The sequence below is a fragment of the Pseudomonas sp. A25(2017) genome, from assembly GCF_002001065.1.
Lineage (GTDB): Bacteria > Pseudomonadota > Gammaproteobacteria > Pseudomonadales > Pseudomonadaceae > Aquipseudomonas > Aquipseudomonas kilonensis.
Genome location: NZ_MUOA01000068.1, coordinates 153216 through 179207, shown reverse-complemented (window position 1 = coordinate 179207; position 25992 = coordinate 153216). Strand labels below are relative to the sequence as shown.

The following is a 25992-nucleotide window of genomic DNA, read 5'->3' as shown; positions in this document are numbered from 1 at the left end:
GTCACCGCATAGGTCGCTGACCCGACGCCTTCGCGAGCAAGCCCGCTCCCACAGATATTTCGTTATAAAATCGATTTTTGTCGGTATTTTCAGCTGTTTTTTGATTGTGTTTAGTCTTTCTGACTTTATTAGTCGATATTTATCGTTTATAAAGTTGCCACTGCCCCATCGCCCAGGAGATGACCCCATGACAACGTTGCACAGCACTCCCCGCGCGGATGGTTTCCACATGCCTGCCGAGTGGGCGACCCAGACCCAGGTCTGGATGATCTGGCCCGAGCGCCCGGACAACTGGCGCCTGGGTGGCAAGCCCGCGCAGGCCGCCCACGTAGCGGTCGCCAAGGCCATCGCCCGTTTTGAACCGGTGACTGTGGCGGTGTCTGCGGCCCAATACGAAAATGCCCGGGCGCGTCTCGACGTGCCGAATATCCGCCTGGTGGAAATGTCCAGTGACGACGCTTGGGTTCGCGACACAGGGCCGACGTTCGTCATCAATAACAACGGTGAAGTGCGCGGTGTCGATTGGGATTTCAACGCCTGGGGCGGTTTCGACGGTGGCCTGTACACGCCGTGGAACCGTGATGCGCAAGTGGCCGGCAAGATCCTCGAGATCGAGCGCAGCCCGCGTTATTGCACCGAAGGTTTTGTGCTCGAGGGCGGTTCGATCCACGTGGACGGCGAAGGCACCCTGATTACCACCGAAGAGTGCCTGCTCAACCGCAATCGCAACCCGCACTTGAGCCGCGAAGAGATCGAGGCAGTGCTCAGCGCGCAGTTGGCGGTGGACAAGATCATCTGGCTGCCTGATGGTCTGTTCAATGACGAGACCGACGGCCATGTGGATAACTTTTGCTGCTACGTGCGGCCGGGTGAAGTCCTGCTTGCCTGGACCGACGACCCGCAAGACCCTAACTACACCCGCTGCCACGCAGCGATGAACGTGCTGCAAAACAGCACTGACGCCAAGGGACGCCCGTTCACAGTGCATAAAATGCCGATTCCGGGGCCGTTGTATGCCACCGAGCAAGAGTGTGCCGGCGTGGATGCGGTGGAGGGTTCCCAGGAGCGTAACCCGTCGGTACGGCTGGCCGGTTCCTACGTGAATTTCCTGATCGTCAACGGCGGCATCATCGCGCCAAGCTTTGACGATCCGCTGGACACGCCGGCCAGGGACATCCTGCAGAACCTGTTCCCGCAGCACGAAGTGGTCATGGTACCGGGGCGCGAACTGTTACTGGGGGGTGGGAATATCCATTGCCTTACACAACAGCAACCTGCGCCGCGGGCAAAATGAGTGGCGATGTAACAGCTGGGTGATAACGACCGCGCCGGCTCTAGGCCGGCGGTTTTGGATCCATCCCGGCAAGCCCGCGGCCTGATTGGTGCGCGGGTTTTTTTGTGCCTGTTTATTGGCGTGACGGATACATTGGCATAGCTCTTGTATCTGTACTTCGGCAGTTCTGGGGAGAGAACTGAGTTGTTTTGTCATAAACCTTGGATAAATTGGCCGCTCATCAACCAGGAGAGGGCGCTGGAATGAATATGATAAGCGAGCGCACATGCCATCCCTTGGCCGTTAATGGTGAGTCGCTTCAAGCCTTGGCGCAGTGGTTGAAATCCAACGGAACGCGTCAGATCAGAGAACCTGATCCGCGCCAGGTAATCGTTGAGCGTTACCCCGTTGGCCTGTTCAGCGAGGCGGAGCTGGAAGCGTTGTGGGATGTGATGCAAGGATAGAATTCGACGGATTGATAAAAAGCGCTGGCCGGGATGGCAGCGCTTTTTTTGTGTCCGCCGGACTTGCGGGCTGATGCAACTCGTGTGGGAGCGGGCTTGCTCGCGAAAGCGGTGTGTCAGGCACCGCATATGTAGCTGACCCGACGCCTTCGCGAGCAAGCCCGCTCCCACAGGATCAGTGTTCACCATGGGTATTCGACCGATCCACGAAACAGATTGAAAGCCATTCCAGCGTTTTTCCGCAGCGCTCCGGAGACTACCCTGCTGCCATCGAATCCTCATGGCTAGCGGAGTCCCCATGACCACTCTTCATTATATCTACGACCCGCTGTGCGGCTGGTGTTACGGCGCCAAGCCGTTGGTGCAGGCCGCCCGGACCGTTTTGCCGGTGATTGCCCATGGCGGCGGCATGATGACCGGTGCCAATCGCCAGCAGGTCTCGCCGCAGTTGCGCAATTACGTGATGCCCCACGACCGGCGCATTGCCGAGTATTCCGGGCAACCATTTGGCGAGGCCTATTTCGAAGGTCTGCTGCGCGACCACCGCGCCGTGTTCGATTCGGCGCCGCCGACCGCCGCCATCCTCGCTGCCGAACAGCTCGGCGGCCACGGCCTGGAGTTGCTCGGGCGCCTGCAAACCGCACACTACGTCGAAGGCCGGCGCATCGCTGACGAAACCGTCCTGCTGGAGCTCGCCCAAACCATCGGCCTGCCGGCCCAGGCGTTCCTGACGGCATTCAGCACGGTTGATGTGCAAGGGCATATCAAGGCCAGTCGCACCTTGCTGGCCCAGGTCGGCGGCCAGGGTTTCCCAACCTTGGCCTTGGAGCAGGATGGCCAGTTCACGCTGATCGACATCGGCCCTTGGTTCGGCAAGCCCGAGGTATTCGCCCAATGGCTGACGCAAGCCTTGCCGGTTCAGGCCTCCACGTCATCAGCGGCCTGCGGTCTTGACGGTTGTTCGCGGTGAGCAGTTCTTAGACATTTTTTGCCTAATTACAGACGTTTCACGAAATTGACACACCGTTGAGGGCGCGACTAGGATTCGCCTACGCCTGTGGCTAACAACCATGACTCTTAAATAATAAAAAGGCCCGACACGATCACTCGTGGGCGGGCCTTTTCATTATTTCCAGGAGCAAGAGTCCGAAAAAGAGCGCAAAAGCGCCATTTCGGTTGCCCGCCACAGTGCGTATCAACCCGTACAAGGAAAATAATCATGTTGAACAAGCGCATTAGTTTGATCGCACTGGGGATCTTGAGCACGACACACGCCATGGCCAACGACCAGGCGCAGTCCAAAGGGTTCGTTGAAGACAGCAGCTTGAAAGTGCTGTTGCGCAACGCTTATATCAACCGCGACTACAAAGATGGCAACGAAGACAAGGCCGAATGGGGCCAGGCGGCCATCGGTACCTTCTCGTCCGGCTTCACCCAGGGCACCGTGGGTGTCGGTGTGGATGCGTTCGGCCTGTACGCGCTGCGTCTGGACGGCGGTAAAGGCCGCAGCGGGGCGGGCGGCATCGACTTCTTCAAGCAAGGCGACAGCGGCAACGCCGCCGATGACCTGTCCAAGTTCGGGGCAGCGGTCAAGTTCCGCGTCTCCAACACCGTGCTGGCCTACGGTGACCAGATGCCGGCCCTGCCGGTGCTCAGCTATGACAACTCGCGCCTGCTGCCGGAAAGCTACACCGGCACGCTGATCACCTCCAAGGAGATCAAGGGCCTGGAACTCAATGCCGGCCGTTTCACCGCCGAATCGCGCAAGAGTGCTGAAGGCCGCGACAGCGGTGGCCTGAAGTCGATCAACGTCTTGGGCGGCAGCTATCAGTTCACCGAGCAGTTCAAGGCTTCGCTCTACGCCTCGGATGTCGAGGACGTATTGAAGAAGCAATACGTGAACGCCAACTACGTGTTCCCGCTGGCCAAGGATCAGTCCCTGACCCTGGACTTCAACGGTTATCGCACCAAGCTGGACAACAGCTACGTTCGTGAAAACAACGTCACCGGCGACGACAACAAGATCTGGAGCCTGGCTGCCACCTTAGCCACAGGGCCGCACAGTTTCACGCTTGCCCACCAGCGCAGCACTGGCGACAGCAACCTGGGTTATGCCTACGGTGGCTATCAGCGCGAGCAGAATCGGGTGGGTGATGGCGGTAACACGATCTACCTGGCCAACTCCTACTGGTCCGACTTCAACGCTGAAGACGAACGCAGCTGGCAGTTGGGCTATGGCCTGGACTTCACCACGTTCGGCGTGCCGGGCCTGACCTATAACGTCGCTTATGTGCGTGGCGATAACATCACCACGTCCACCAGCGAAGGCGGTACCGAGCGCGAGATCTTCAACCAGTTCAAGTACGTGGTCCAGAGCGGCCCGGCCAAGGACTTGAGCGTAAGGTTGCGCAGTTCCGTGCTGCGGGTGTCGCAGAAGTCCAGCGAGTACAACGTCAGCGGCAATGAGCTGCGGGTGTTCGTGGATTACCCGATCAACGTCTTCTGATGCCTGAACAGGTTACAAGCGTATAAAACCGTGGCGAGGGAGCTTGCTCCCGCTGGCCGTAGGAGCTGCCGAAGGCTGCGATCTTTTGATCTTTTGATCTTTTGATCTTTTGATCTTTTGATCTTTTGATCTTTCGCTTGAGACTCAAGCGTCTGGGGAAAGATCGCAGCCTCGTTGCACTCGACAGCTCCTACGAGCCCAGCGAGGGCAAGCTCCCTTGCCACAACTGATTCGTGCCTGCCTGAAGTGAATAGCGTTGCGACCTCAAACTCGGGTCCTTTTGGCTTTTAGCGCAAGAAAAGCCACTGAAACCGTCGGTATTCCCGAGAAAAAGTCGTACTAATGCATCTTTGCCCGCCGTTTCAAGCATCGCTTGAAATGCCTCAAATACTTTCTCATGGACGTAAATCCTGCACCTACTAGATTAGGCCGCTCAACGCAGCGGAGACCTATGAAAAATGATCGTTCTGAACAGGGAAGTGGGCGAAGCGCTAAGACGTGACAAATACGTCAACGTTCGCGGTGGGGACTTCAACCTCTACGGTCATTTCGGCGATTTTGTCCGGTTGACCAAAAGCTGGGAAAACATGGAGCCCGACAGCTACTACGGCCAGGCCGAGTCAGGCATGCGTTTTCGCCGCTACAGCGACTTCGAATACAACCCTACGACCCGTGAGCTTGCGCAGCTCGAACACCGGGCCTACGTTCAGTCCAAGGCCAACAACAGCTATGTCGGCGGACTGGAGCGGCACTTCGAGGACTTTTCCAACGAAGTGATCAATTCGCCGGTGATGCGCAGCCTGATCGACACGGACTTCGAGGTTTACAAGAACGTCCTGCCGCAGGAATTGCACGATGAAATCTGGCAGTGCCAGATCCATCAGATCCGCATCGAGATCAAGCCGGGCAAACAACTGGAAATCACCCCCGAAGGGATTCACTGCGACGGCTATCCGTTCAGCGGCGTGCACTTCTGGGGCCGTCAGAATGTGGCAGGTGCGGAAAGTCGCTTGTACACCGCCCAGGAAGAACAGCTGGCGGCGACGACCTACGAGGATATCCTCGACACGACGTTTTTCCTGGATCGCGACATGCGCCATTACGTGACCCCGGCGCGCAACACCCATAGCCATGACATGGCGTACCGGCAGATCCTGGCCATTTCCTTCTCGCGGCCCGGGACCGCTTTCGACATTGTTCGCTGAACGGCTCGAACCCATGGACGACCCGACGCAGCAGGTCCTGTTGCGCCGGACCATGATCCGGGACGCCGAGCGACTGGAGCGGTTCTTTCGCGGTTTCGACGAAGTGTCGTTCTGCGAATGGCAGGACGCCCGATTCTTGCGCGGTGTGTTGTTGCAGGAAACCACCACCGCGTACCTGGCCATCGATGCGAGCGGTGAAGTCGTGGGCGCGGTGATCGGCGGCATGCTCGGTACCCGTGGCACGATCAATCACTTGGCGGTCAGCCCGCAGCATCGCACCAAAGGCCTGGGCCAGCGCCTGGTGGAAGCCGCATCGGCTGACATGAAGCGGGTCGGCGTGCTGCGCATGTTCCTTTTCGTCGATGATGCTAATCTGGCTGGCAAGCGTTTCTGGGCCGCCCAGGGGTTCTGTGAGCCCCGGGGTGAAATCACCTTCGAGAGGGATTTATGAACAAGACTTCCAGCCAACCGCTGGCGGTCGAACCACAAGCCTCGCGTACCTTTGCTGAAGCCAGTCCGGTGGTAGCGGGTTATTTCACGGTTTCGTTTGTGTTCGGTCTGATGGCGGTCAACGCCGGGCTGCCCCTGTGGCTGCCGGTGGCGATGTGCCTGTTCGTTTATGCGGGCGCTGCGCAATTCGCCGCGCTGGCGTTGATTTCCAGCGGTGCGTCGCTGACCACCATCGTGCTCACCACGTTCCTGATCAATGCCCGGCACATGCTGATGTCGGTCTACATGGCCAAGGCCCTGCGTGCGCTGGGGCTCAGCCGTTTCGAGCGCTGGTGCTACGCGGCGGGGCTGACGGACGAGTCGTTCGCGTTCCACAGCGTCAAGCTCGGCAGCGGGGCACCGGTGAGCGTGCGCTACCTGGTCGGCTTCAACCTGTTCTGCCACACATCCTGGGTGCTCGGTGGCTTGCTCGGCGCCGTGTGCGCGCAATACGCGGCGCACCTCATCAAATACCAGCTCGACTATGCCCTGACCGCGATGATGCTCTATGTGCTGGTTTCGTTGTGCAACACCCGCAACAAACTGATCGCGGCCCTGGCGGCTGTCGTCTGCATGGGCGGGCTGAGCCTGCTGGGCAGCTCGCCATTCAATGTCTTCATTGCCACGTTCGTTGGCTGCGGGGTGGGCGTATGCCTGACCAAACGTTCCTGATCCTGGTCGTGGCCCTGATGATGGCTGTGACCTTCCTGCCGCGCGCCCTGCCGTTGCAGATCAATACCGAACACTGGCCACCCTTCGTCGCCCGTGCCTTGGAATACTTGCCAGTGGCGATCGTCGCTGCCATCAGCCTGACCCCCTTGCTGATCAAGGACCAGCAGATACAACTTGATCGCCCTGAATTCTATGCCGCGATACCGACGCTGTTATGTGCGTATTTCAGCCGCAACCTGTTTCTCAGTGTGGCGGTGGGCACGGCGGCGTACATCGCGCTCGGTTCGTTCCTGTAGCGTCAGGTCCACTACATCGTGCAGCGCCTGGCCGGACAGCTCCGAATTGTTCACCGCCAGGCGGACCTCAAGGAAGTCTTCGAAGTCCGGGAAAATCGCCAGGCCGTTGCGCAACGCCGCCTCCCGGGATACCAGCCCCAGGCCATCGAGTTGCGTGATCAACGACAACGTCAGCGTTTCACTGCAGGAATACACCATTCGCTGGCTCGACCCATATTCGCCCAGGCCTGCATCGAGAAAACGCAGGAAACTCTGGGAATACGGACATTCTTCTGCCGGACGCACCTGAAACTTGTCACCGAGCAAGCCAAGGGAATCGTCTGCGTCGCCACAATGGGCGCCGACCACCTGCACCTGTACATCCGGCATGGTGATGCTGGTAAAACCGCCCAGCGGCTGCCCGATCAGGATCGCCAGGTCAAAATCTTCGTTCCTGAGCTTGCTCAGGTTCTCCATCGACTCGGCGTAGCTGAATTCCAGCTGATACTGGGGGAACACGGCGATCAAACGGTCGATCATCCGCCGGTTGAACTCCGCCGGCAGGGTGGTATTGAGTGCCACTCTGAGGGTGCGCTGTCGCGGCGTCTTGAGCGCCGCGACTTTCTCCTCCAACTGCCGGGTGGCAACCAACACCTGATCCATGAAGGGGGTCAGTTCCGAGCCTTGGCTCGTCAACGTCAGGCCCTTGTTCGAGCGTCGGAACAACCGGAAACCGAACTGTTCCTCAACCTTGTTCAACTGCGCCGCCAACGCCTGCACCGTGAGGCACGAATGCTCGGCCGCTGCCGACAACGAGCCGGTCTGCACGATACGCATGAGGTTGCGTAGGGTTCTGCTATCCATGAGGTAATGCCCTCTGCTTAAGTGGGCTCGCTATTGTTGTGCACCTGGTCCGGGCCAGGCAGTGCATGCTGGCTATCATCATGCACCTTGCCACGATTGTCGCGATTTTGTGCCGAAAAACGCTCGGAGGCGATGGTTGGAGCTTATGCGGAATTTGGGGTTTTTGCCGGTTTGGCGTGAATTGGCTTGCCCGATATTCGAGATATTGCGGTCGTACCAACGGCCTCCCCAGTGCGGGAGTTACCCGGTGCCGTTGACTTCGACAGTGCCCTGAAGCAGGTAGCCTTGGGTTTTGGGCTGCAGGAATATATGGATACCGTCTGGATAGACACACCGTATGTGCCGGTGATTGTCAGACGTCGCTACCTTCTACATATCGTTGAGAAAAGACCCAACGCTCGAGAGCGCTTCACGGAATTTGCAGTGGATACGGTGCGCCTGAAAAATTATCTACTCAGACTTGTTTGTTCGCAGATGAATAAAAACTTAAAAATAATCCACATCTGTACTATCCTCTAAGCACCACCCCGCGACAAAGGAGCCCAAACCCATGGCGACTTCCTCCATCACGCTCAACGCACAGCAACAATTGGACTCCCCGGACGCGGGTCGAGTCGCGTTGAAGTTTTTCTTCAACCTCATGGCGCTCTGGGGCTGCAGCGTCGAACAGCAGCGCACATTGCTGGGCAAGGTGGGAAACACGACCTTCTACAAATACAAACAGTTGCCGGAAAACGTGAAGTTGCCTCGCGATACGCTGGAGCGCATTTCCTACCTCATGGGTATCCACAAGGCGCTGAGCATTATCTTCAGCAATAGCCGGGACCGTGCTTATCAATGGGTCAGCAGTCCGAACACCGCGGCACCGTTCAACGGCCAGTCGGCGCTGTCCTACATGCTGACCGGACGAGTGGTGGACATCGCCGATGTGCGGCGATACCTCGACGGAGTGCGCGGTTAATGGTGCCACCACTGGCGGACCCGCAATGGAAACGGGCCTATCGGATCGTCAACAGCAGCTTCCCGCCGATTTCGCTGTTTGAAGACGTACTCGACCCCGAAGACCTGCCCACGGCCTACGCCCTGGAAGCGTTGACCAACGATCGGCTGATGGAACAAGCCGGCGTGCTGTCCCGGGTCCGCCCCGAGGACCGCATTTCCGGGCCCGGCTCCTCGCCGGTGATGGCGGCGTTTACCCACATCGGCAAAAGCAGCCGCTTCAGCGACGGCACCTTCGGTGTCTACTACGCGGCCAGCAGTCAGGAAGCTGCCATCGCCGAGACCTGCTACCACCAGGCGCGATTCCTTGGCGCGACCAACGAGCCGGACCTGGAATTGACCATGCGCACCTACGTCAACAAGGTCGTCAAACCCCTGCACGACATCCGCCACGACCACCCCCACCTCCACAACCCGGACCCCACCGCCTACGGCCCATCCCAAGTGTTCGCCCGGCAACTGCGTGAAACCTTGTCGTGGGGGCTGCTGTACAACAGCGTCCGCCTGCCCGGCCACGAATGCGTGGCCGCGTTTCGCCCGCCGGCGGTTTCGATTCCGACGCAGGGCAAGCACATTCGGTATGTCTGGAGTGCCCAGAAACGGGAGATTTCGTTTGTGTTTGAGGTGACTCAGGTGTGAGTCAGGCTTTTAGGGTGTTTTATGGCTGGGCAATAATTATTGCCCAGCCATAATTTTCAATAATTCGTGAGTATTGAAAGTAGAGGCTGCTGTGCAGCCCAGCGGGAGCAAGCGTCCTCGCCACAAAAGCGCCGATTGATCAAATCTTGAACTGCTGCACCGAAGCCTGCATCGACCCCGCCGCATTGTTCAATTGATCCGCCGTTTGCGTCAGGGTGTGAATCGAGCGGGTGTTCTCACGGGACTGTTCGGCAATCGACTCCACCCGCTGGGCCATCTCATCACTGGCCTTGGATTGCTCGGCAATGGTCTGGGAAATTTCCTCCACCACTTCGGCCGCATGCCGGGCACCGGTGCGGATTTCGCTGATGGACACCCCGGCCTGCTGGGCCAGGTCGACGCCTTCGTCCACGCGGCTGACGCAAGCCTGCATGTTCGCCACCGCGTCCCGTGCGCTGGACTGGATGCGCTCGATCATCGCGGTAATTTCCTGAGTGGACTGGGTGGTGCGCGCCGCCAGGTTGCGCACCTCATCGGCCACCACCGCAAAACCACGCCCCGCCTCACCGGCACGGGCGGCTTCGATGGCGGCGTTGAGCGCCAGCAAGTTGGTTTGTTCGGCGATGCTCTTGATCACCTGGATGATGGAATGAATGTCCTCGGACGACGCGTCCAGCGCCGTGATCTTGCTGGACGACTGGTTGACCACCTCGGCGATCCGGTTCATGCCTTCCACCACGCCGAGAATCACCTGGCCACCGCTGCTCGCCAAATGCTCGGACTGTGCTGAAATCGTCCGGGCGCTGTCGGCGTGCTGATGGATCTGGCTGATATTCGCCATCATCTGCTCCATGCTCGCCGCCATGCTGGTCGCGCTCTGGGCCTGCTGGTCGGCGCTGGAGACAATCTGCCGCGCCGTATCGCCCAAATCCCGGGACGTGCCGTGCAACTCATCGCTCTGGCCGCGGATCGTAGCGATCATCTGCCGCAGATTGGTCTGCATCTGCTCGATCACACCTTGCAACTGCCCCAGCTCATCCTTGCTCTGGGCCCCCATCGAGCGCTGCAAATCCCCTTGGGAAATCGCCTGGGTATTGAGGATGATCTTGTTCAGCGGCGTAAGCACCGCCTTGAGCAGGCTCCACGACAACAGCGCCAGCGCCACGCAGGTGGCCAGCAACGTCACGATCAGCCAGCGCTCCGAGGTGTGAATGCTTCGGTCCTGATGCTCGCGCGATGACTGCGCCTGGTTCTCGATCAGTTCGCTCACCGCCTCGTTGCGCTCCTCCAACGCCGAGAACGCCCCATCGAACTCCGCCCGCAACGCCTGGCCATCCTGGGCACCGTTCAGGGCCTTGCCGATGACTTGCTTGGCTTTATCGATGTAGGTTTCGACCTGTGGCTTGAGCTCGACAATCGCCTTGGCGACATCCCCCGGCAACTTCGCCTCGGCGTTTTCGGCGATGACCTTGCGCATCCGCTGCGTATGTTCATCGAACGCCTCCAGCACCTCCTTCGCCCCCTGGACATCCCCCGGCTTCACCAGCAGAGCGGCGAGCACATCGGCACGAATGGCGTCGTGCATCATGTCCGCTTCCATGTGCTTGCGCATGGCCGAAATACTGGTCTCGTTCTGCACCAGGGCCTCGGTCATGGAGTGATAACCCCACAACCCGATACCGCCGAGCAACAGCGCAAAAGAAAGACTGACCAACCCCGAGCCTATGACCTTGGTGCGGATCTTCATTGCTTACTGCTCCTTGGCGCGGGGGGAATTCTGGGAAAGTGTAGTCGAGCGCCAGCCGAGCCTTGGGACAGGCCAAGCTCTTATCTGAGGCTATCGGCGGGGGAGTTGATTAGATGAATACGCCGCAAATTGTTTGGGCCAGGGACAGGGTGAACCTGTGGCGAGGGCGCTTGCTCCCGCTGGGCTGCGAAGCAGCCCTTCTTTAACTGCCCCAGCAGACTAAAGCCGCCGGACGCTAATCGCACTTTGGGAGAACCATCACCGTGTGGCGTAGCCTTAAAGGTTCTGCTACCTGGGTTGCTGTCAACGACAGCGCTTTGCCAGATCTTTTCTACGCCTGTCTGATCACTCAACCCCGCAGTTTCAGTTCCCTCACCCGTTTGATCACAAACTGTTCAAACAGAGGGTGCTCAGTCACCACATCGAACATCTCATATCTTGTGAATGCTCGAATGACGGCTCCGCAGATTTCTGCCTCGTCGAGCGCTTTGTTTTTTCCGTAAGCAGCAGCAAGAATGCCGTTCATGTTCTGCAAATATCCCTGAGTGTCAGTGTCATGCAGGATTTGGTTGAATACTTCCCGCCACGGCCTTTTGTCGATTTCCCGTATGTCGCGGCCGATGAAAGTCCAGCTCATGTAAAACTGGCCGTCTATTTCAAAGCTTTCGAAACGACAGTCTGTCTGAAAGGTTTCGCTGCTGACTTCGGCGTTTCGTTCTGGAGGATACGGCGCCGTTTGGGATCTTCGCCTGCTGAGAACTCTGGAAGTGCTGTCCACTTGCACGCAAATCACAGGCTGCGGGAGCGGGCGTAATATTTTATTGAATGTTGCTTCTTTGGATGCCCCGGCCTGGGTAAGGACCGAGCGGAAATATTGCTCCACACTGGATGCGGCTTTGAATGCCTCACGCAACCAGTCAGATGGCATCAACAGCTCTGCCGCGAAGCGATTGGCTTCGGTCTCCATTTGGCTGTAGGCAGCATCAACTTCCCGGTTCTCCAGATGAGAGACAATTGTGCCTGTGTGCCATGGGATAACTACGTGCCCGATTTCATGGGCCAGTGTAAATTTTCGACGGGTAGCAGGTGCGCTTGAGTTGATCAGGATGCGAGGCTTGGTAGCAGCACCAATACCAATAGTGATTCCGTCCACGCCGAACGGTAGTTCAAGGTATTCAAGCTCTCCATAGGCAGAGGCTAGCTGTTCTAGATCGTAAGGCGGTGTCAGCTTGCGGATAGCCAGGACGCGACTGGCCATTTTTTCTTCTGGGGTCACTAGATCTTGCCCACGCTGCGTAGCCAGGCTTCGACTTTGGTCGCTTCAGCGACCGATCGTGCGCGCGCAGCAATCGCAAATTTGTCTTGATCGAGTTGGTCCTTAAGAGAAGTGCCGTACTTGTGGGCAGTCAATACAAAGGGTAAGACAGACGGGGTGGTTGACCACAGTTGGTACTCTTCCCACTTCATGCCCAGGTATTCATGCAGTTGCATGTCGGCACCTTGACGGCCCTCGTGCCAGTCCTCGACGAATCGATCGATCTCTTCTTCCAGCACATCGCCTTTAAGGCAAAGCTCTACAAAATTCATATGAACCTCTCAGTTCGGTTTGATCCTTCGTCCGCGGACGGCAGGTTTCAAAGCAAGCCCGGTTTCAGGGCAGACCGAACCCAGGTGAAAGCCACGTCGGTCGAAGACTTCAAACTCGCCGTGAAGCGAATCCCATGAGTAGTATCGTTGCTCTACGGCATCAAAGTAATACTTACGGCCACCCTCTACATACGCGACTCTGAAACCGCTGACAATAGAAGGATCAGGCCTCGGTTTACCGCCCATCCAAGGTTCCCTTAATCCTGAAAACTGGTCTTGGCATATTCGCCAAGGATGGGCGGGACTATACCGTAGCTGGATTGGCATGGGCGGCAGGCTGGAGCCCGGATTCGTTTCAAGAAATCGCAAACTGCATGTGAGGGAGCCAGGGGATCTCCAAAACGAAAAAACCCGCCAGAAGGCGGGTTTTTCGGGGGATCCAGAGATTTTGAAAGCCTTCTCTGGAACCTTGTATGGTGCCGGCACCAGGAGTCGAACCCGGGACCTACTGATTACAAGTCAGTTGCTCTACCAACTGAGCTATACCGGCGTGTGGGCGACGATTATAGCGATTGGATGCGTTCTGTAAACCCCTGAATTCTGACTATTTTTGCGCAGGTCCGGCTCAGGCGCGGTGCAGCAGGTTGCGCAGTTTATTCAGGGCTCGCCAGATGTGGCTATTTTGCATGGCGTGGAGTTCGGCTTAGGCCTGTTCAGGCCGTTGCTGGGCGGCGCTGAGTTGGCGGTCGGTTTCGTCGACGGGGTGGCTGAATTTGTGGCCTTTGCAGAGTTGGAAGCCGTCGAGGTTGCACGGGGGATGTCGAAGGCGGGTTTGAGGGCCAGGTGTTCTTCGGCGAGGTAGTAGGTGTTGATGCCGTCGAACAGGATGGCTTGGTAGCCGGCACCGGTCACCAGGGTTTCCCAGGTTTGGTCGCGGGCCCATAGAGTTTCGATGAGGATGATCCAGGGGCGCCAGCGGCTGAAGTCCATGCCGCGCAGGACGATCTCTTCGTGGCGTTCGACGTCGACTTTCAGGAAGTGGATGGGGCGGTCTTGGGCGCATTGTTCGCCGATGGCGGCCAGGGTGCGGACCGTCTGGGTGCGCACGGTCCATGCCGGCATCACGATGCTGTTGGGCGACGCTAGTTTCTAGCATGGACAGGCCCGTGTCGGCGATAGTGTAGAAGCTCAGACTGTCGGCGTTTTCACCGGCCACGCATTGCAGGTTGATGTCGTCGGTGCGTTGCACAGTGCGTCGTAGTAGGCCTGCACCGGTGACGCAATTACTGGCGCGGAGCAGCACTGAATTCGGCGGTTATGTCGTTTTGCTTAGACGCTTATGCACAACGGGCAGGATGAGGCGCTGGGCATCTTGCGATTTTGTGACCGCTTTCGCGTTTCGTCGCAAATGACTGTTTTCATGGTTTTTTATCCATATGAACAAAAAATGACCAATGCTGATTCGGTCAGGAAATCACGGATTTCTTGGATCCAGGTTTATTTCATCAACAGAGTTATCCACAGGCTGTTTCGTCTCAGTAACGCTCTGCCAACAACAACAGATTGCGTGGCGTCAGCGGGGTCTCGCAGAAGGTGCCAAGGCGAACGTCATAGCCCTTTTGCGTGAGGAAAAGTGCTCGGTCCAGCACCAGCCAAAGCTCCAGTGGCCGTCGGAAAAGGCCTCGCAGCAACTCCAGGTTACGCACCTCGGCCAGGCGTTGATGGCCCGCTGCTTCCAGGGCGAGCCAATCCGGCGTGCCGACTGTGGATAAGTCTTTCAGAGCCGCCAGATCGGTGCAGTACTGGGCGAAGGATTTTTCCAGCCAGGCGCTGGGCAATGAGGGAGTGGGCAGGTAATCGTCGCACCCTCTGATTTGCCGTTGCAGCAGGTCGAAACCCAGGCGCCAGGCCATGGATTGGTCCCGTTGTCTTCTTACGCGCGCGCCAGCGGTGATGGTTTCGGTCTGCGGCAGGCCGAGATCGTCGAGTGATAGCTGTAGGGCTGAGCCTTTGGCCGCATCGGACAACGCTTGATAACGCTCGCTGCTGATGCGGTTGTAACAGCATGGCGCGATAGCCAGTTGTGCACAGCCAGCTGCGCTGGCCAGGTGCATCAGGCGCACGTGCAGGTCACCGCAGGCGTGCAGGGCCACAGGGGTGTGTCCTGGATGCAGCGTCAGGGCCGCGTCTGCCGCTAGTACGTCTTGTTGCAGGTGCGTGGCGGGCAGGTGATGGCGCTGGCTCAGTTGTTGGCCGCTGGCGACCAGTGCGGGGTCGTACTCCAGGCAGGTCAGTTGCTGCTCGCCGTGCAGCAGACGTCGACCGAGGTGGCCCTTGCCGGCACACCAATCGAGCCAGTGAGTTGGCTGGGTGGTGAAGTGCAGGCGACTGGCGAAGGCTTCGATCTGCTGCCATTTGCGGCCGGGCACATCGACGTTGAGGCGATGGCGTGGCGCTTCGAGCGTGCTGGCCGGCAATTCAGCAACAGCGCTCAGTGCGCGGGAGACAACGGCCAATTCCGGGAATGGCGCTGCCGCGTTTTCCATCAACCACGGTTGGTGATGATCGTTTTCCGCCGCTTCCAGCGAACGCTGGCGTAGCCATTGGGCCAATTCCGGGTGAGACGTTTCCCAAGGCAACTGCAGATGGACGAACGGACGCGGTTTCCACAGTGCCTGGTGCGCCGTGAGAAAAATGTCCAACGCCGTGAAGCGGGCGAGCAGTGCCTCGCCCGTCAGGACGTCGCTGTCAGCGTCCTTGGCAGGCATCGACGCGCAACCAGCGTTCCAGTTGCTTGAAACCTTGTACCAGGACGAAGGACATCAGCAGGTAGAACATGCCGGCCGCGAAGAAAATCTCCACCGGCATATAGGTCCGGGCAATGATGGTGCGGGCCATGCCGGTGAGTTCCAGCAAGGTCACGGTACTCGCCAGGGCGCTGGCCTTGAGCATCAGGATCACTTCGTTGCTGTAGGCCGGCAGGCCGATGCGCGCGGCGCGGGGCAGCATGATGTAGAACAGCGCCTTGGGCCGCGACATGCCCAGGGCCCGCGCGGCTTCGATCTCGCCCTTTGGGATGGCCTGGATCGCGCCGCGCAAGATCTCGGCGATGTAGGCGGCGGTGTGCAGGGTCATGGTGGCCGTGGCGCACCAGAACGGATCCCGCAGGTACGGCCACAGCGCGCTGCTGCGCACGGCATCGAATTGCGCCAGGCCGTAGTAGACCAAGAACAGCTGGACCAACAGCGGCGTGCCACGGAAAAAGAAGATGTAGGCGTAGGGCAATGCCCGCACCTGCCACAGGCGCGAAGAGCGGGCGATACCCAGCGGAATCGCCAGCAGCAGCCCGGCGATCACGGCGATGGCCACCAGCTCCAGAGTCAGTGTGGCGCCTTGGGCCAGCTTCGGCAGCCACTTGATGATGACGTCCCAGTTCATTGGGTGCTCCTGGTGAATCCACGGGCGGCGCGTCGTTCCAGCAAGTGCATGCCGATCATGGCGAGCACCGTCAGCCCCAGGTACATGAAGGCTGCGACCATATAGAAGGTGAACGGTTGCTTGGACACGGTCACGCCGATTTGCGCATGGCGCATGATTTCTTCCAGGCCGATCACCGAGACCAGCGCGGTGTCCTTCATCAGGATCATGAACAGATTGCCCAGGCCGGGCAGGGCGATGCGCCACATCTGCGGCATGATCAATCGGGTGAAGATCCGCCATTTCGACAGGCCCAGGGCGACGCCGGCCTCGCGATGGCCCTTGGGAATCGCCAGGATCGCGCCGCGAAACACTTCCGTGGCGTAGGCGCCAAAGCACAGGCCCAAGGCAATGACCCCGGCGGCGAAGGCGTTGAGGGCAAGGTCGGGGTTGCCGAAATATTCACCCACGGCGCGCATCAGGTTGACGGTGCCGAAATAGATCAATAGCACCCAGAGCAATTCCGGGATGCCGCGAACCAGTGTTGAATAAGTGCCGCCCAGCCATTGCAGCGACTTGTATGGCGAGGTCTTGGCCAGGGCACCGAGCAGGCCGAGTACCAGCCCCAGGCCTAAGGCAGAAAGGGCCAACTTGACGGTCATCAGCGCGCCGGCGGCGAGCGCTGGGCCGAATCCGTAGAGATCGATCATCATGGGTGTGTGTTCATATCGCGGCAGGCTTTGCTAAGGGCGGGCGCCGCGCAATAGCGGGCGCCAGCCAGGCACGTCAGGATCAATAGATGCTGAACGGGAAGTACTTGTCGTTGATTTTTTTATAGGTGCCGTCGGCAACAATTTCTTTCAGCGCTGCGTTCAGTCGGTCACGCAGTGGATCGGCCTTGCGCACGGCGATGGCGATCTTGTCGCCCTCTACCACCGGGTCACCTTTGAATTCGTAAGCACGGCCAGCGTCGGTTTTCAGCCAGTCGTAATTCACGTATTTGTCCGCCAGGATTGCGTCAACGCGGCCGGAGATGAGGTCCAGGTAGGCGTTTTCCTGAGTGTCGTAGAGTTTCAGTTCGACGCCTTCCATGTTGTCTTCCATCCAGGTACCAGCGAGCGTGGAGCGTTGTGCACCGATGACCTTGCCCTGGAGAGACGCTTTATCGATGTTGAAATCGACGTTTTTCGGTGCGATGAATTGCAGTTTGTTGGAGTAGTACGGGTCGGTGAAGTCTACGGCTTGCTTGCGTTCTTCGTTGATCGACAGCGAAGAAATCAGGAAGTCGAACTTCTTGGCCATCAAGGCGGGAATGATGCCGTCCCAGTCGGAAGTGACCACTTCGCACTCGACTTTCATCTTGGCGCACAGGGCGTCGCCGATGTCTTTATCGAATCCTACGACCTGGCCGCTGGCGTCCTTGTTGTTGAACGGCGGATAGGCCGCTTCGATGCCCATCTTCAGCTTTTCCGCCGCCATGGCATTGGCCGAAAAGACCAGGCCGGCAACTGCGGCCAGGAGGAATTTCTTGTAGGTCTGCATCAGTACTGCTCCGTTAGCGGTTGCTGGACATGAATTGTTTGCAGCGCGCCGAAAGCGGGTTCTCGAAGACCTGCTGTGGCGATCCTTGCTCCTCGACCAGGCCTTGATGAAGAAACACGACTTCGCTGGAAACCTGACGGGCGAAGCCCATTTCATGGGTGACCAGCAGCATGGTGCGTCCTTCTTCGGCCAGGGCGCGGATCACACTAAGTACTTCCTGAACCATTTCCGGGTCAAGGGCGGAGGTGGGTTCGTCGAACAGAATCACCTTGGGCTGCATCGCCAGTGTGCGGGCGATGGCGGCGCGTTGTTGCTGGCCGCCAGACAGTTCGGCCGGGTAGGCGTGGCGCTTGTCGGCGATACCGACCTTGGCCAGCAGCGCTTCGGCCACTTCGACGGCTTCGGCCTTGCTCTGGCCCAGCACCCGGCGCGGCGCTTCGATGATGTTATCGAGCACGCTCATGTGCGGCCAAAGGTTGAAGTTCTGGAAGACAAAACCGATCTCGCTGCGCAGGCGGTTGATCTGTTTGCCGTCGGCGGCCACCAGTTCACCGTTCTTTGCGGCCTTGAGCTTGAGCGCTTCGCCGGCCACCAGGATCTGGCCCTGGTTAGGGTTTTCCAGCAGGTTGATGCAGCGCAGGAACGTGGACTTGCCGGACCCGGAGGATCCGAGGATCGAGATCACATCGCCGTCGCGGGCGGTCAGCGAGACGCCTTTGAGCACCTCCAGCTGTCCGTAGCGTTTGTGCAGGTTGCGGATTTCAAGCGCGGGCGTGGCCTGGGCCATGTGCGGTCCTCATGGTATGTGCTCCCTTGCTGTTGGCTGCCTTCCTTGGCGAGGCGGCCAAGCTAGCATGCGTCCGAATGGCAGCCAACAGCGCTACGGGCGGTAAACCGGTGATGTGCGGCAGGTTGTCGCATCGGCGCAGCAGACTGTCGCGCCATCAACAACCGAACGGCCGTTTGAACCTGGTTACCGATAAAAAGTCCGGGGAGTCGCGTAAAAAAAGGCGCGATGGTGCCAGCTTTGGGCGGGGGTTGGAAGGGTTAACCGGATGAGCGTTCGTGTTGTGCCTGTTTATTGTCCTGGGAGGGGATTATCTGAATTCCTCTATTCCAATCCGCAGTGTGGGCAAGTTCCAATCGGTCTAAACCCATGTGGACGATTAATAATCACACAAGAAGCCTCAATTGGTTTTTTCCAGAGAGCGGGAGTTTCCATCATGAAATCCCTCCACCATTTGTTGTTGCCTTTCGTTGCCATCAGCATCCTGCTGTTCCCCATCGCCCTCAACGCCACCAACCTCGCGCCCATCGACAACACCGGCGTGCAGGTCCAACCCATGCAGCAGAACGGCATTACTTACCTGTCGGGCGGTATCGGTGAGGATGAAGCCCGGGCCATCGGGCAGGCCCAGGGCTACAACTTGCACATGACATTCGCGGTTGGCCCGGAAAACAAATACATCCCGGATGTGGAGGTCACCGTCCAGAACGCGTCGGGGCAAACGCTGCTGACGCTGGATGAGGCCGGGCCGCTGGTTTATGTGCAACTGCCGCCGGGCAAGTACAACGTGGTGGCGACGCGCAACGGTGAGGCGCGGCGCGACACTGCTGAGGTAGGCAGTGGGGCCGCGCGCAACCTGGTGTTCCATTGGAACAGTGACGAATAGCCGGCCGGCTTATTCGCTGGCGGGTTCTTCCAGGGTCTGGCGGTAACGGTCCAGCGCCTCGCTGAAATCCTTGATGAACTCCGGTGTGCTGAGCCAGCGCTGGGCGGTCTCGCGGTCCATTTCATCGACCCACATGCGGTAGTCCACCAGCATGTCGGCGGCCAGGTTGGTCGCCGCCATGCTTTCATTTTCGGCGTTTTTCAGGTCGAGCAGGCCTGGGCGCTCATTGATCATCACGCTCAGGGATGCGAGCAGCGTATCGAGCATTTCACTGCGGCTGATGGCCTCGGCTTCGCGCAGTTTGGCGAACAGTTCCAGCACGTAGACCGGCGGCTGGGCGGTGGCGTGGGCCGGGTCGCCATACATCGGGATCGATTTGCGCCCGGTCATGCGGATCTGTTTGGCTTTGTCTTTGGCGCGCTTGGCGCGTTTTTGCTGTTTGTTCAGTGAGGCCATTGGGCTTCGGTTTCCAATTCGTTAGGGGAGGTCCGCAACACCTGGATTGGGGAGGAATGGGCTGCGGCCGGTGACGTGCAGGATAGCGTTCTTGGGGTAGGCGCTGCTGAAAAAACACACTAAAGGCGGTTATCGGGTGTCGGCTGTCACGTCTTCAAGGCGCGCCCGTTCGCGATCCAGCTCGTTGCGCAGCTCTTCTTCCGTGGGCAGCACCAATTGGTATTGGCTGGCGAACAACTGTTCATGGCCTTGCAACACGGAATAACGCACCACCGAGTCGTCTTTGCGCGCACAGAGAATGACGCCCACGGTAGGTTTGTCGTCAGGGCCGCGCTTGAGATCATCGTAGAGACGTACATACATATCCATCTGGCCGATGTCCTGGTGGCTGAGCTCGCCACGTTTGAGATCGACGATCACAAAGCACTTGAGCAGGTAGTTGTAGAAGACCAGGTCGATGTAGAAGTCTTTGCTTTCGGTGCTGATGCGTTGTTGGCGGGCAATGAAGGCGAAGCCCTTCCCCAGCTCAAGCAGGAAACCCTGTAGCTGGTCGATCAAGGCCTGCTCCAGGTCCGTTTCCAGTAGCGTGCCGGCGTTGGGCAGGCCGAGGAATTCCAGAACCACCGGATCCCTGACGATGTCCCGGGGGCCGAGGTTCATCTCCTTGATATGGGTGCCGGCTTCCTGCTCCACTGCAGGCCTGTCGCGGCTGGCCAGCAAGCGTTCGTAATAGAAACTGCCGATCTGGCGCTCCAGGGCGCGGGTGGACCAGTTTTGAATGGCCACTTCGTTCATGTACCAATGACGGGCGACGTCGTGTTCTACGCGCAAAAGCGTGCGGTAGTGGGTCCAGCTCAATTCGGTACGCACTGCGTTCCAAATTGGGAACTTCTGATAAAAGTCTCGCATGTGCCGTAGGTTGCGTTCATCAAATCCCTTCCCGAACCGCGCCGTCAGCACTTTCGCCAGTGACGGCAGCAGCCGTGTCCCATAGGCCGCCCGTTCGGCGCCGCCCTGTTCGAATTCAATGATATGCCGGCCGATCTGCCAGCAGGTTTGTACCTGGAGCGTATCGACGGCACGCAGAACCTTCTGGCGTGCCTGGCGAATCAGCTCACCGAGTTCGTTGATCAAGGGGGCGAGCTGTGGGTCATCTTGAGGTAGCAGTGGCGTCATCGCAGTGTCCAGCCATTGAGAGGGGCGGACCGCAAGGATGCTCCAGGCGACGTTTCGATGATGCCGGACGGGGCTGATTACTTGGGAGGAAAAATAGCTGATTGACGCAGGACGGGTATGACGCCGTCCCATGTTGGTTGACCTTGGCTTGTAGGAACTATTCCCGCAGCCTGTCAGCCACCGCGAACCCCTTCGCCACAAAGCGCTTGGCGGGTGACAGTCAGACCTTGCCTTGCGCCAGTGTCTGGGATGCAGCCACATAGTCGGCCTGGAATTGCTTGCTTTCCACCCAATCCAGCGCGGTCTGCTCATCCACTCCAGTGGTCAAGCGGCGGTATTCGATCAATGCGGTAAAGATGAAGTCGGTCGCTTCTTCCTCACCTTCCTGCTCCAGCACCAACTCCAGCAGTGGATGCCCCAGGAAGGCGATGCACATGGCCTGCTGGCTGATCTTTTCGGCAGCGCCCATGAGTCGGAACATGTCCGATAGGTCCACGGTTTCCAGGTCGATGCGCTCGTCGTTCGGGTCGAGGAAATCGTTCGGCGCAGCAGCACGCTTAGTACGGTTCTGCTTGGCTTTCGCCTTGGCGCGCTGGCTGCGCTTCTGCTGTTTGTTCGCCGATGACATGGTCGGATTCCTGATGGATAAGGCCATCTATCCTACAGCTTCAACGCGCACGCTTCGAATCTCAATCCACGATGAAGAGCGTAGCCCCCGATGAAGTGGAGGAACGATGGGGTTCGGCCTGGTCGGCGACCTGGTAGCTCATGCCGGGCTTGAGCAAAAATTGCCGACCGTCTTCGAGTTCAGTATTGAGCTCGCCCTTGAGGCAAAACAGGATGTGGCCCTTGGTGCACCAATGGTCGGCCAGGTACCCCGGCGTATATTCCACCATCCGCACGCGAATGTTCCCGAACTGCTGGGTGCGCCAATACGCGGTTCCAGTGACACCTTTGTGTTCGGTGGGCTCGATGGTTGACCAGTCGGTGGTGCCAAAGGGGATGCCGGTGATGTCCATGTCGACTCGCTTGCTGGAGGGGAGCGGACGAATGTAGCCGACTCGGTAAGGCGGAGGAAGAAAATCCCGGGCAATAAAAAACCCCGATCAATTGCTTGATCGGGGTTTTCGGTATTTGGTGCCCAGAGACGGAATCGAACCGCCGACACGGGGATTTTCAATCCCCTGCTCTACCGACTGAGCTATCTGGGCAACGGGGCGCATTAAACGGGTTTTTCAGGGGGGCGTCAAGCAAGTTTTCAAAAAATATTTAACTATTACCGTCGCTTACGATCCGCCCCCGTGTTGAACAGCTTATTCGGATGGCGGTACGTAGCCTTCGGCCTTGGCGTAATCTTCGCCGGAAAAGTACTTGTCCATCTCGCCCTGAAGGTATTTGCGATCTTCGGCGTTCATCATGTTCAGGCGTTTTTCGTTGATCAGCAGGGTCTGGTGCTTCTGCCAGTCGGCCCAGGCCTTGGCCGAGACGTGGTCGTAGATGTCCTGGCCCTTGGCACCCGGGAACGGCGCACGTTCCAGGCCTTCGAGTTCTTCTTTGTACTTGCGGCACATGATGGTGCGGGTCATTGCAACTCTCCTGCGTTCATTACGGCGGCCGCGCGTTCGAGCAAGGTTTTGACCGGGGCGGCAAGGCCCAGGCGCGGCGGGGTGGCGAGGTTATACCAGAGCCAGTCGGCCTCGGCCACGTGATGGCCGGTTTCCCGGACCCGGACCAGCCAGGGTTCGATCGCCAACTGAAAGTGGCTGAAGGTGTGCACCAGGCTTGGCATTTCCTGTTGGCTGCCCAATTCCAGCGAGTGTTGCAGGGCCAGGTGCTGCAGGTCGTCGAGGTCGTCGAGCTCCGGCAGGCTCCACAGACCGCCCCACAGCCCCGTGGAAGGGCGACGGTAAAGCAGGATCGCGCCTTCGTGGTTCGCCAGCATCGGCATCAAAGTGCGCTTCTTGGGCACTTCCTTGCGAGGCTTGGGAATCGGGTAGCGGGTTTCCAGGCCCAGCATGTGGGCCTCGCAGCCTTGCTTCAGCGGGCAGAGCAGGCAACTGGGCTTGCTGCGGGTACAGAGCGTGGCGCCCAGGTCCATCATCGCCTGGGTGTAGGCGTTGACGCGGTCCTGTGGCGTGAAGCGCTCGGCGGTGGCCCACAGCTGCTTCGCAACCTTGGGTTCGCCTGGGTAGCCTTCCTGGGCGGTGAAGCGCGCCAGCACCCGCTTGACGTTGCCATCGAGGATCGGCGCCCGCAGGCCCATGCTGATGCTGGCAATGGCGCCAGCGGTGGAGAGACCGATCCCCGGCAACTCAGTGAGTTTCTCCACGTCCCGGGGAAATTCGCCGCCGTACTGTTCGACGACGATTTTCGCGGTTTTCTGCAAGTTGCGCGCACGGGTGTAATAACCCAGCCCGGTCCACAGGTGCAGCACTTCGTCCTCTGGCGCAGCGGCCAGGGCTTGGACGGTGGGCAGCGAGGCCATGAACCGGTCGAAGTAGTTGAGTACGGTACTGACCTGGGTCTGCTGCAACATGATTTCCGAGACCCACACCCGATAGGGCGAGATGGCTTGTTGCCAGGGCAAATCGTGGCGCCCGTGGCGGTCGAACCAGTCCAGTACGGCGGTGGAAAACTGCTCGGCTCTCATCGCTTGAACAGCCCCTTGAGCGCATCTTTGAGTTCGGGGCTGACCTTGTCGCCCAGCTTCTCATCGATCTTGTCGCCGAGACGGTCGCCGGCCAGTTTCGCCGCGACCTTGCCCAGCCCGTCGTTGTCCAGGCGGCAGGCCTTGGCGCCCAGTTCCAGCGGACCGCGGCAGCGCAACGGCCATTCGACGTCGACGTAGCGTTCGTTGACCTGGCAGGCCGGGTCGGGCATATCGCTCTTGTCGCCTTCGACGATGACGCCGATGCGATAATCCATGCCCAATACCCGCAGGTCGATGTCGCCGTTGCCGTTGACGGTCATGCCGGGGATGCGGACTTTCAGGTCCGGGTTGTGGGCAACGCCATTGTTGAAGGTGAGATTGCCGTTGAGTTGCTGGAACGGCGTGTCCTTGCCCCGGGGTTCACCGCTGAGGGTCTGGCGATTGAGGGTGGCGATGCCTTTGCACAATTGCTGTTCGAGGTTGGCATTGAGCAGCACGCCATCGTTGATGACGAACCCGGCGGTGCCGTTGAGGCTGTCGATCAGGGCTTTCTGGCTATTACCGCTGGCGGTGATCGCGCTGTTGACGGTGACCAGGCCTTTGACCGGTGGATTCTTGCCTTGGCTTTCGATGATCTTCTCGGCAGGGACCCGGTTGATGCGCGTTTGCAGGCTCAACTGTGGCGTAGGCTGGCGCACGTCCAGGGTGCCCTTGGTTTCGAAGTTGCCGCTGTACAGGTCGCCTCGCAGGTTCTCCAGGGTCAGCAGGCCGCCCCGGCCGGTGGCCTTGAGCGCAGCGTTCTGGATCGGCAGTTTATCGAGGGTCAGTTGCCCGAAGGTCAGGTCGGCATCGAGGTCCAGCTTGCTCAGGCGTTCCACCGGAAACAATCGATCGTTACTCCAGGCACCCTGGGTCGGGGCGCTTGGCAGCGGTGTACTGCCGGCACCGGCCATGGCGCTGGCTTCGGTGTTGCTGACTTCGGCTTCGCGGGCGGCCTTGGAGCTGTCGGCTTCGGCGGACTTTGGCGCCAGGTAGCGGTCGACGTTGAACGTGTCGGCCTTGAGTTGCGCGCGCAGTGACTGCTTGGCGAAGTCCTCCACGGCGATGCGACCGCTGAAGTTGCTGTCGTCCACTTTCAGGTTGATGTCGTTGAGCTCGACACTGGTTGGTGTACCGGCAATGCGGCTGGACAGCTCGACCTTGCTCAGGCTGCCTTCGGCCATGTCCGGGAGTTTCTGGCCGACGCTGTCGACGAATTTCGCCAGATCGAACTGGGCGATCGATATCCCGCCATTCAATTGCGGGGTCTTGTCGAGGTCGTTGACCTTCAGTTCACCCAGGGCGCGCAGTTGATTGAGCGACAGCTTGATGCCGGTCCACTCGGCGACGTTGGCCGCCTTGTCCAGGAACAGTTGGCCTTGGGCGGCGAAATTCAGGGTCTTGCCCTGCAAGGGGTCGCCGGTGGCTTCGCCGGACAGTTTCAGGTCTTCGAACTTGTAGCGCTGCAGGGCACGCTCGAAGCGCAGTTCACCTGTCACTTCGGTGCGTACGCGCACGGCCGGCTGGTTGCTGGACAGGAAGGCGGTCAGGGTCACCGGGATGTTGGTGGAGTCGTGGACCGGACCGGTGCTCAGTTGGATGCTCTCGGCGGTGTACAGCTTGCCGGTCTGCTCGTCGGTGTATTCGACCCGGGCGTTGTTCACGGTCAGGCTGTCGATGTCCAGGCGGGTCGGCTGGGCAGGTTTTTCTGCCGGGGTGCCGGTGGGCGGGGCCGGTTGCTCGGCCGGTGCCGGGGTGTTCGCCGTCGTCGCGGAGGCTGGCGCCTTGCCGATGTCTTCCCAGTTGCCGTGCCCGTTCTTGTCACGGTTGAGTCGCAGGTTCAGGCCTTCGACCCGCACATCGCTCATTTGTACTTCCCGGCGCAGCAGCGGTATCACCCGTACCGAAAGACCGAGCATCTGCAGGTCGGCGAAAGGCTGCGTTGGGCTGGCCAGCGTCGCGACGCTGGCGTCGTGCAACTCAAGGCCCAGCCATGGAAACAGGCTCCAGCCGATGTCGCCATTGAGGGTCAGCTCGATGTGGGCCTTGTCGCGGGCTATCTGGCGGATCTCTTCTTTGTAGTCGTTGGGATCGAACAGGTGGCTCAGGGCAAAGCCCAGGGCCACAATGATCAGCAACAGCCCGAGAAGTACCAGACCCAGGATTTTGCCGAACGCTTTCATGGGCGAATCCTTGTAGGTTGAGTTCAAAATTTAGCCGGGAGTATAACGTCCTGAGTTGGCGGCGCGTTGGGGGATCGTTTCTCGATTCGCCGCCGCGCTGTCCCCCGTGGCGAGGGAGCTTGCACTCGCAGGGCCG

29 protein-coding genes, 2 tRNA genes and 1 pseudogene are annotated in these 25992 nt (G+C 59.3%); 12 read left to right on the top strand and 20 right to left on the bottom strand.

Annotated elements, in window-relative coordinates:
• Positions 1-187 precede the first annotated feature (187 nt).
• From aguA to B0E42_RS17150, 8 genes are all read left to right on the top strand, one after another.
• Positions 188-1294, top strand: coding sequence for an agmatine deiminase (gene aguA / locus B0E42_RS17185; RefSeq protein ID WP_077506902.1), 1107 nt, complete (start codon positions 188-190; stop codon positions 1292-1294).
• Between the two features lie 242 nt (positions 1295-1536).
• Entirely contained in the window at positions 1537-1737 is a 201-nt protein-coding gene (locus B0E42_RS17180) for a hypothetical protein (RefSeq protein ID WP_053177657.1), read from the top strand.
• Positions 1738-2035: 298 nt separating this feature from the next.
• Positions 2036-2707, top strand: coding sequence for a DsbA family protein (locus B0E42_RS17175; protein WP_077506901.1), 672 nt, complete (start codon positions 2036-2038; stop codon positions 2705-2707).
• A 249-nt stretch (positions 2708-2956) separates the two neighbouring features.
• Positions 2957-4243, top strand: coding sequence for an OprD family porin (locus tag B0E42_RS17170; RefSeq protein ID WP_077506900.1), 1287 nt, complete (start codon positions 2957-2959; stop codon positions 4241-4243).
• A 458-nt stretch (positions 4244-4701) separates the two neighbouring features.
• Complete coding sequence (locus B0E42_RS17165; RefSeq protein ID WP_018606376.1) at positions 4702-5448, top strand: 2OG-Fe dioxygenase family protein; 747 nt, start codon at positions 4702-4704, stop codon at positions 5446-5448.
• 13 nt (positions 5449-5461) lie between these two features.
• Positions 5462-5899: a GNAT family N-acetyltransferase gene (locus B0E42_RS17160; protein WP_174553527.1), complete on the top strand. Its 438-nt coding sequence runs from the start codon at positions 5462-5464 to the stop codon at positions 5897-5899.
• Entirely contained in the window at positions 5896-6609 is a 714-nt protein-coding gene (locus B0E42_RS17155; RefSeq protein WP_024619247.1) for an AzlC family ABC transporter permease, read from the top strand. The genes B0E42_RS17160 and B0E42_RS17155 overlap by 4 nt, the downstream gene beginning before the upstream one ends.
• Positions 6588-6905, top strand: a complete 318-nt coding sequence (locus B0E42_RS17150) for an AzlD domain-containing protein (protein ID WP_018606370.1) — start codon at positions 6588-6590, stop codon at positions 6903-6905. The genes B0E42_RS17155 and B0E42_RS17150 overlap by 22 nt, the downstream gene beginning before the upstream one ends.
• Here the strand turns inward: B0E42_RS17150 and B0E42_RS17145 are convergent.
• Positions 6822-7748, bottom strand: coding sequence for a LysR family transcriptional regulator (locus B0E42_RS17145; RefSeq protein ID WP_077506899.1), 927 nt, complete (start codon positions 7746-7748; stop codon positions 6822-6824). The two genes, B0E42_RS17150 and B0E42_RS17145, sit on opposite strands and share 84 nt — an antisense overlap.
• 186 nt (positions 7749-7934) lie before the next feature.
• On the opposite strand from B0E42_RS17145, the gene B0E42_RS17140 reads away from it, so the two are divergent.
• Genes B0E42_RS17140 through B0E42_RS17130 form a run of 3 tightly spaced genes read left to right on the top strand, consistent with a single transcriptional unit; the run spans position 7935 to position 9386 of the window.
• Positions 7935-8267: a hypothetical protein gene (locus B0E42_RS17140; RefSeq protein WP_077506898.1), complete on the top strand. Its 333-nt coding sequence runs from the start codon at positions 7935-7937 to the stop codon at positions 8265-8267.
• 31 nt (positions 8268-8298) lie between these two features.
• Complete coding sequence (locus B0E42_RS17135) at positions 8299-8709, top strand: MbcA/ParS/Xre antitoxin family protein (RefSeq protein WP_003196771.1); 411 nt, start codon at positions 8299-8301, stop codon at positions 8707-8709.
• A complete protein-coding gene (locus tag B0E42_RS17130) occupies positions 8709-9386 on the top strand; it encodes an RES family NAD+ phosphorylase (protein WP_018606363.1) in 678 nt (225 codons plus the stop codon). Before B0E42_RS17135 ends, B0E42_RS17130 begins: the two co-directional genes overlap by 1 nt.
• Positions 9387-9525: 139 nt before the next feature.
• On the opposite strand, the gene B0E42_RS17125 is transcribed toward B0E42_RS17130, so the two are convergent.
• The 11 genes and pseudogenes from B0E42_RS17125 to B0E42_RS17075 form a co-directional block, all read right to left on the bottom strand.
• Positions 9526-11133: a methyl-accepting chemotaxis protein gene (locus B0E42_RS17125; RefSeq protein WP_077506897.1), complete on the bottom strand. Its 1608-nt coding sequence runs from the start codon at positions 11131-11133 to the stop codon at positions 9526-9528.
• A 349-nt stretch (positions 11134-11482) separates the two neighbouring features.
• Positions 11483-12391: an ImmA/IrrE family metallo-endopeptidase gene (locus B0E42_RS17120; protein ID WP_053177663.1), complete on the bottom strand. Its 909-nt coding sequence runs from the start codon at positions 12389-12391 to the stop codon at positions 11483-11485.
• A gap of 17 nt (positions 12392-12408) precedes the next feature.
• Positions 12409-12720 (bottom strand): hypothetical protein, encoded by a 312-nt coding sequence (locus B0E42_RS17115; RefSeq protein WP_018606359.1) that lies wholly within the window; start codon positions 12718-12720, stop codon positions 12409-12411.
• A gap of 9 nt (positions 12721-12729) precedes the next feature.
• Positions 12730-12966 (bottom strand): colicin E3/pyocin S6 family cytotoxin, encoded by a 237-nt coding sequence (locus B0E42_RS17110; RefSeq protein WP_018606357.1) that lies wholly within the window; start codon positions 12964-12966, stop codon positions 12730-12732.
• 228 nt (positions 12967-13194) lie between these two features.
• Positions 13195-13270, bottom strand: a tRNA-Thr gene (locus B0E42_RS17105).
• Positions 13271-13345: 75 nt separating this feature from the next.
• Positions 13346-13995, bottom strand: a pseudogene (locus B0E42_RS17100) (FkbM family methyltransferase); the annotation flags it as partial.
• Between the two features lie 260 nt (positions 13996-14255).
• Positions 14256-15488 (bottom strand): methyltransferase, encoded by a 1233-nt coding sequence (locus B0E42_RS17095; protein ID WP_077506896.1) that lies wholly within the window; start codon positions 15486-15488, stop codon positions 14256-14258.
• Positions 15469-16158, bottom strand: a complete 690-nt coding sequence (locus B0E42_RS17090; protein WP_018606351.1) for an ABC transporter permease — start codon at positions 16156-16158, stop codon at positions 15469-15471. The genes B0E42_RS17095 and B0E42_RS17090 overlap by 20 nt, the downstream gene beginning before the upstream one ends.
• Complete coding sequence (locus B0E42_RS17085; protein WP_077506895.1) at positions 16155-16850, bottom strand: ABC transporter permease; 696 nt, start codon at positions 16848-16850, stop codon at positions 16155-16157. The genes B0E42_RS17090 and B0E42_RS17085 overlap by 4 nt, the downstream gene beginning before the upstream one ends.
• A 79-nt stretch (positions 16851-16929) precedes the next feature.
• A complete protein-coding gene (locus tag B0E42_RS17080; protein ID WP_024619256.1) occupies positions 16930-17679 on the bottom strand; it encodes an ABC transporter substrate-binding protein in 750 nt (249 codons plus the stop codon).
• A 13-nt stretch (positions 17680-17692) separates the two neighbouring features.
• Positions 17693-18466 carry an ABC transporter ATP-binding protein gene (locus B0E42_RS17075; RefSeq protein ID WP_018606345.1) on the bottom strand — a complete coding sequence of 258 codons (774 nt, stop codon included), beginning with the start codon at positions 18464-18466 and terminating at the stop codon, positions 17693-17695.
• Between the two features lie 436 nt (positions 18467-18902).
• Between B0E42_RS17075 and B0E42_RS17070 the strand changes: the two genes are divergently transcribed.
• Positions 18903-19352 (top strand): carboxypeptidase-like regulatory domain-containing protein, encoded by a 450-nt coding sequence (locus B0E42_RS17070; RefSeq protein ID WP_018606344.1) that lies wholly within the window; start codon positions 18903-18905, stop codon positions 19350-19352.
• Between the two features lie 9 nt (positions 19353-19361).
• Here the strand turns inward: B0E42_RS17070 and B0E42_RS17065 are convergent, their stop codons facing one another.
• From B0E42_RS17065 to B0E42_RS17030, 8 genes are all read right to left on the bottom strand, one after another.
• On the bottom strand, positions 19362-19808 hold the full coding sequence (locus B0E42_RS17065; RefSeq protein ID WP_018606342.1) for a hypothetical protein: 447 nt from the start codon (positions 19806-19808) through the stop codon (positions 19362-19364).
• Between the two features lie 129 nt (positions 19809-19937).
• Positions 19938-20984: a YhcG family protein gene (locus B0E42_RS17060; RefSeq protein WP_018606340.1), complete on the bottom strand. Its 1047-nt coding sequence runs from the start codon at positions 20982-20984 to the stop codon at positions 19938-19940.
• 220 nt (positions 20985-21204) lie between these two features.
• The gene (locus tag B0E42_RS17055; RefSeq protein ID WP_077506894.1) at positions 21205-21612 is read right to left on the bottom strand and encodes a hypothetical protein; all 408 of its coding nucleotides are present in this window, start codon (positions 21610-21612) and stop codon (positions 21205-21207) included.
• Positions 21613-21673: 61 nt separating this feature from the next.
• Positions 21674-22003 (bottom strand): DHCW motif cupin fold protein, encoded by a 330-nt coding sequence (locus B0E42_RS17050; RefSeq protein WP_014336091.1) that lies wholly within the window; start codon positions 22001-22003, stop codon positions 21674-21676.
• Positions 22004-22119: 116 nt separating this feature from the next.
• Positions 22120-22195, bottom strand: a tRNA-Phe gene (locus B0E42_RS17045).
• 102 nt (positions 22196-22297) lie between these two features.
• Entirely contained in the window at positions 22298-22570 is a 273-nt protein-coding gene (locus B0E42_RS17040) for an oxidative damage protection protein (protein WP_003196814.1), read from the bottom strand.
• A complete protein-coding gene (gene mutY, locus B0E42_RS17035) occupies positions 22567-23634 on the bottom strand; it encodes an A/G-specific adenine glycosylase (RefSeq protein WP_003196816.1) in 1068 nt (355 codons plus the stop codon). Before mutY ends, B0E42_RS17040 begins: the two co-directional genes overlap by 4 nt.
• A complete protein-coding gene (locus tag B0E42_RS17030) occupies positions 23631-25856 on the bottom strand; it encodes an AsmA family protein (protein ID WP_053177672.1) in 2226 nt (741 codons plus the stop codon). The genes mutY and B0E42_RS17030 overlap by 4 nt, the downstream gene beginning before the upstream one ends.
• Positions 25857-25992: the final 136 nt, after the last annotated feature.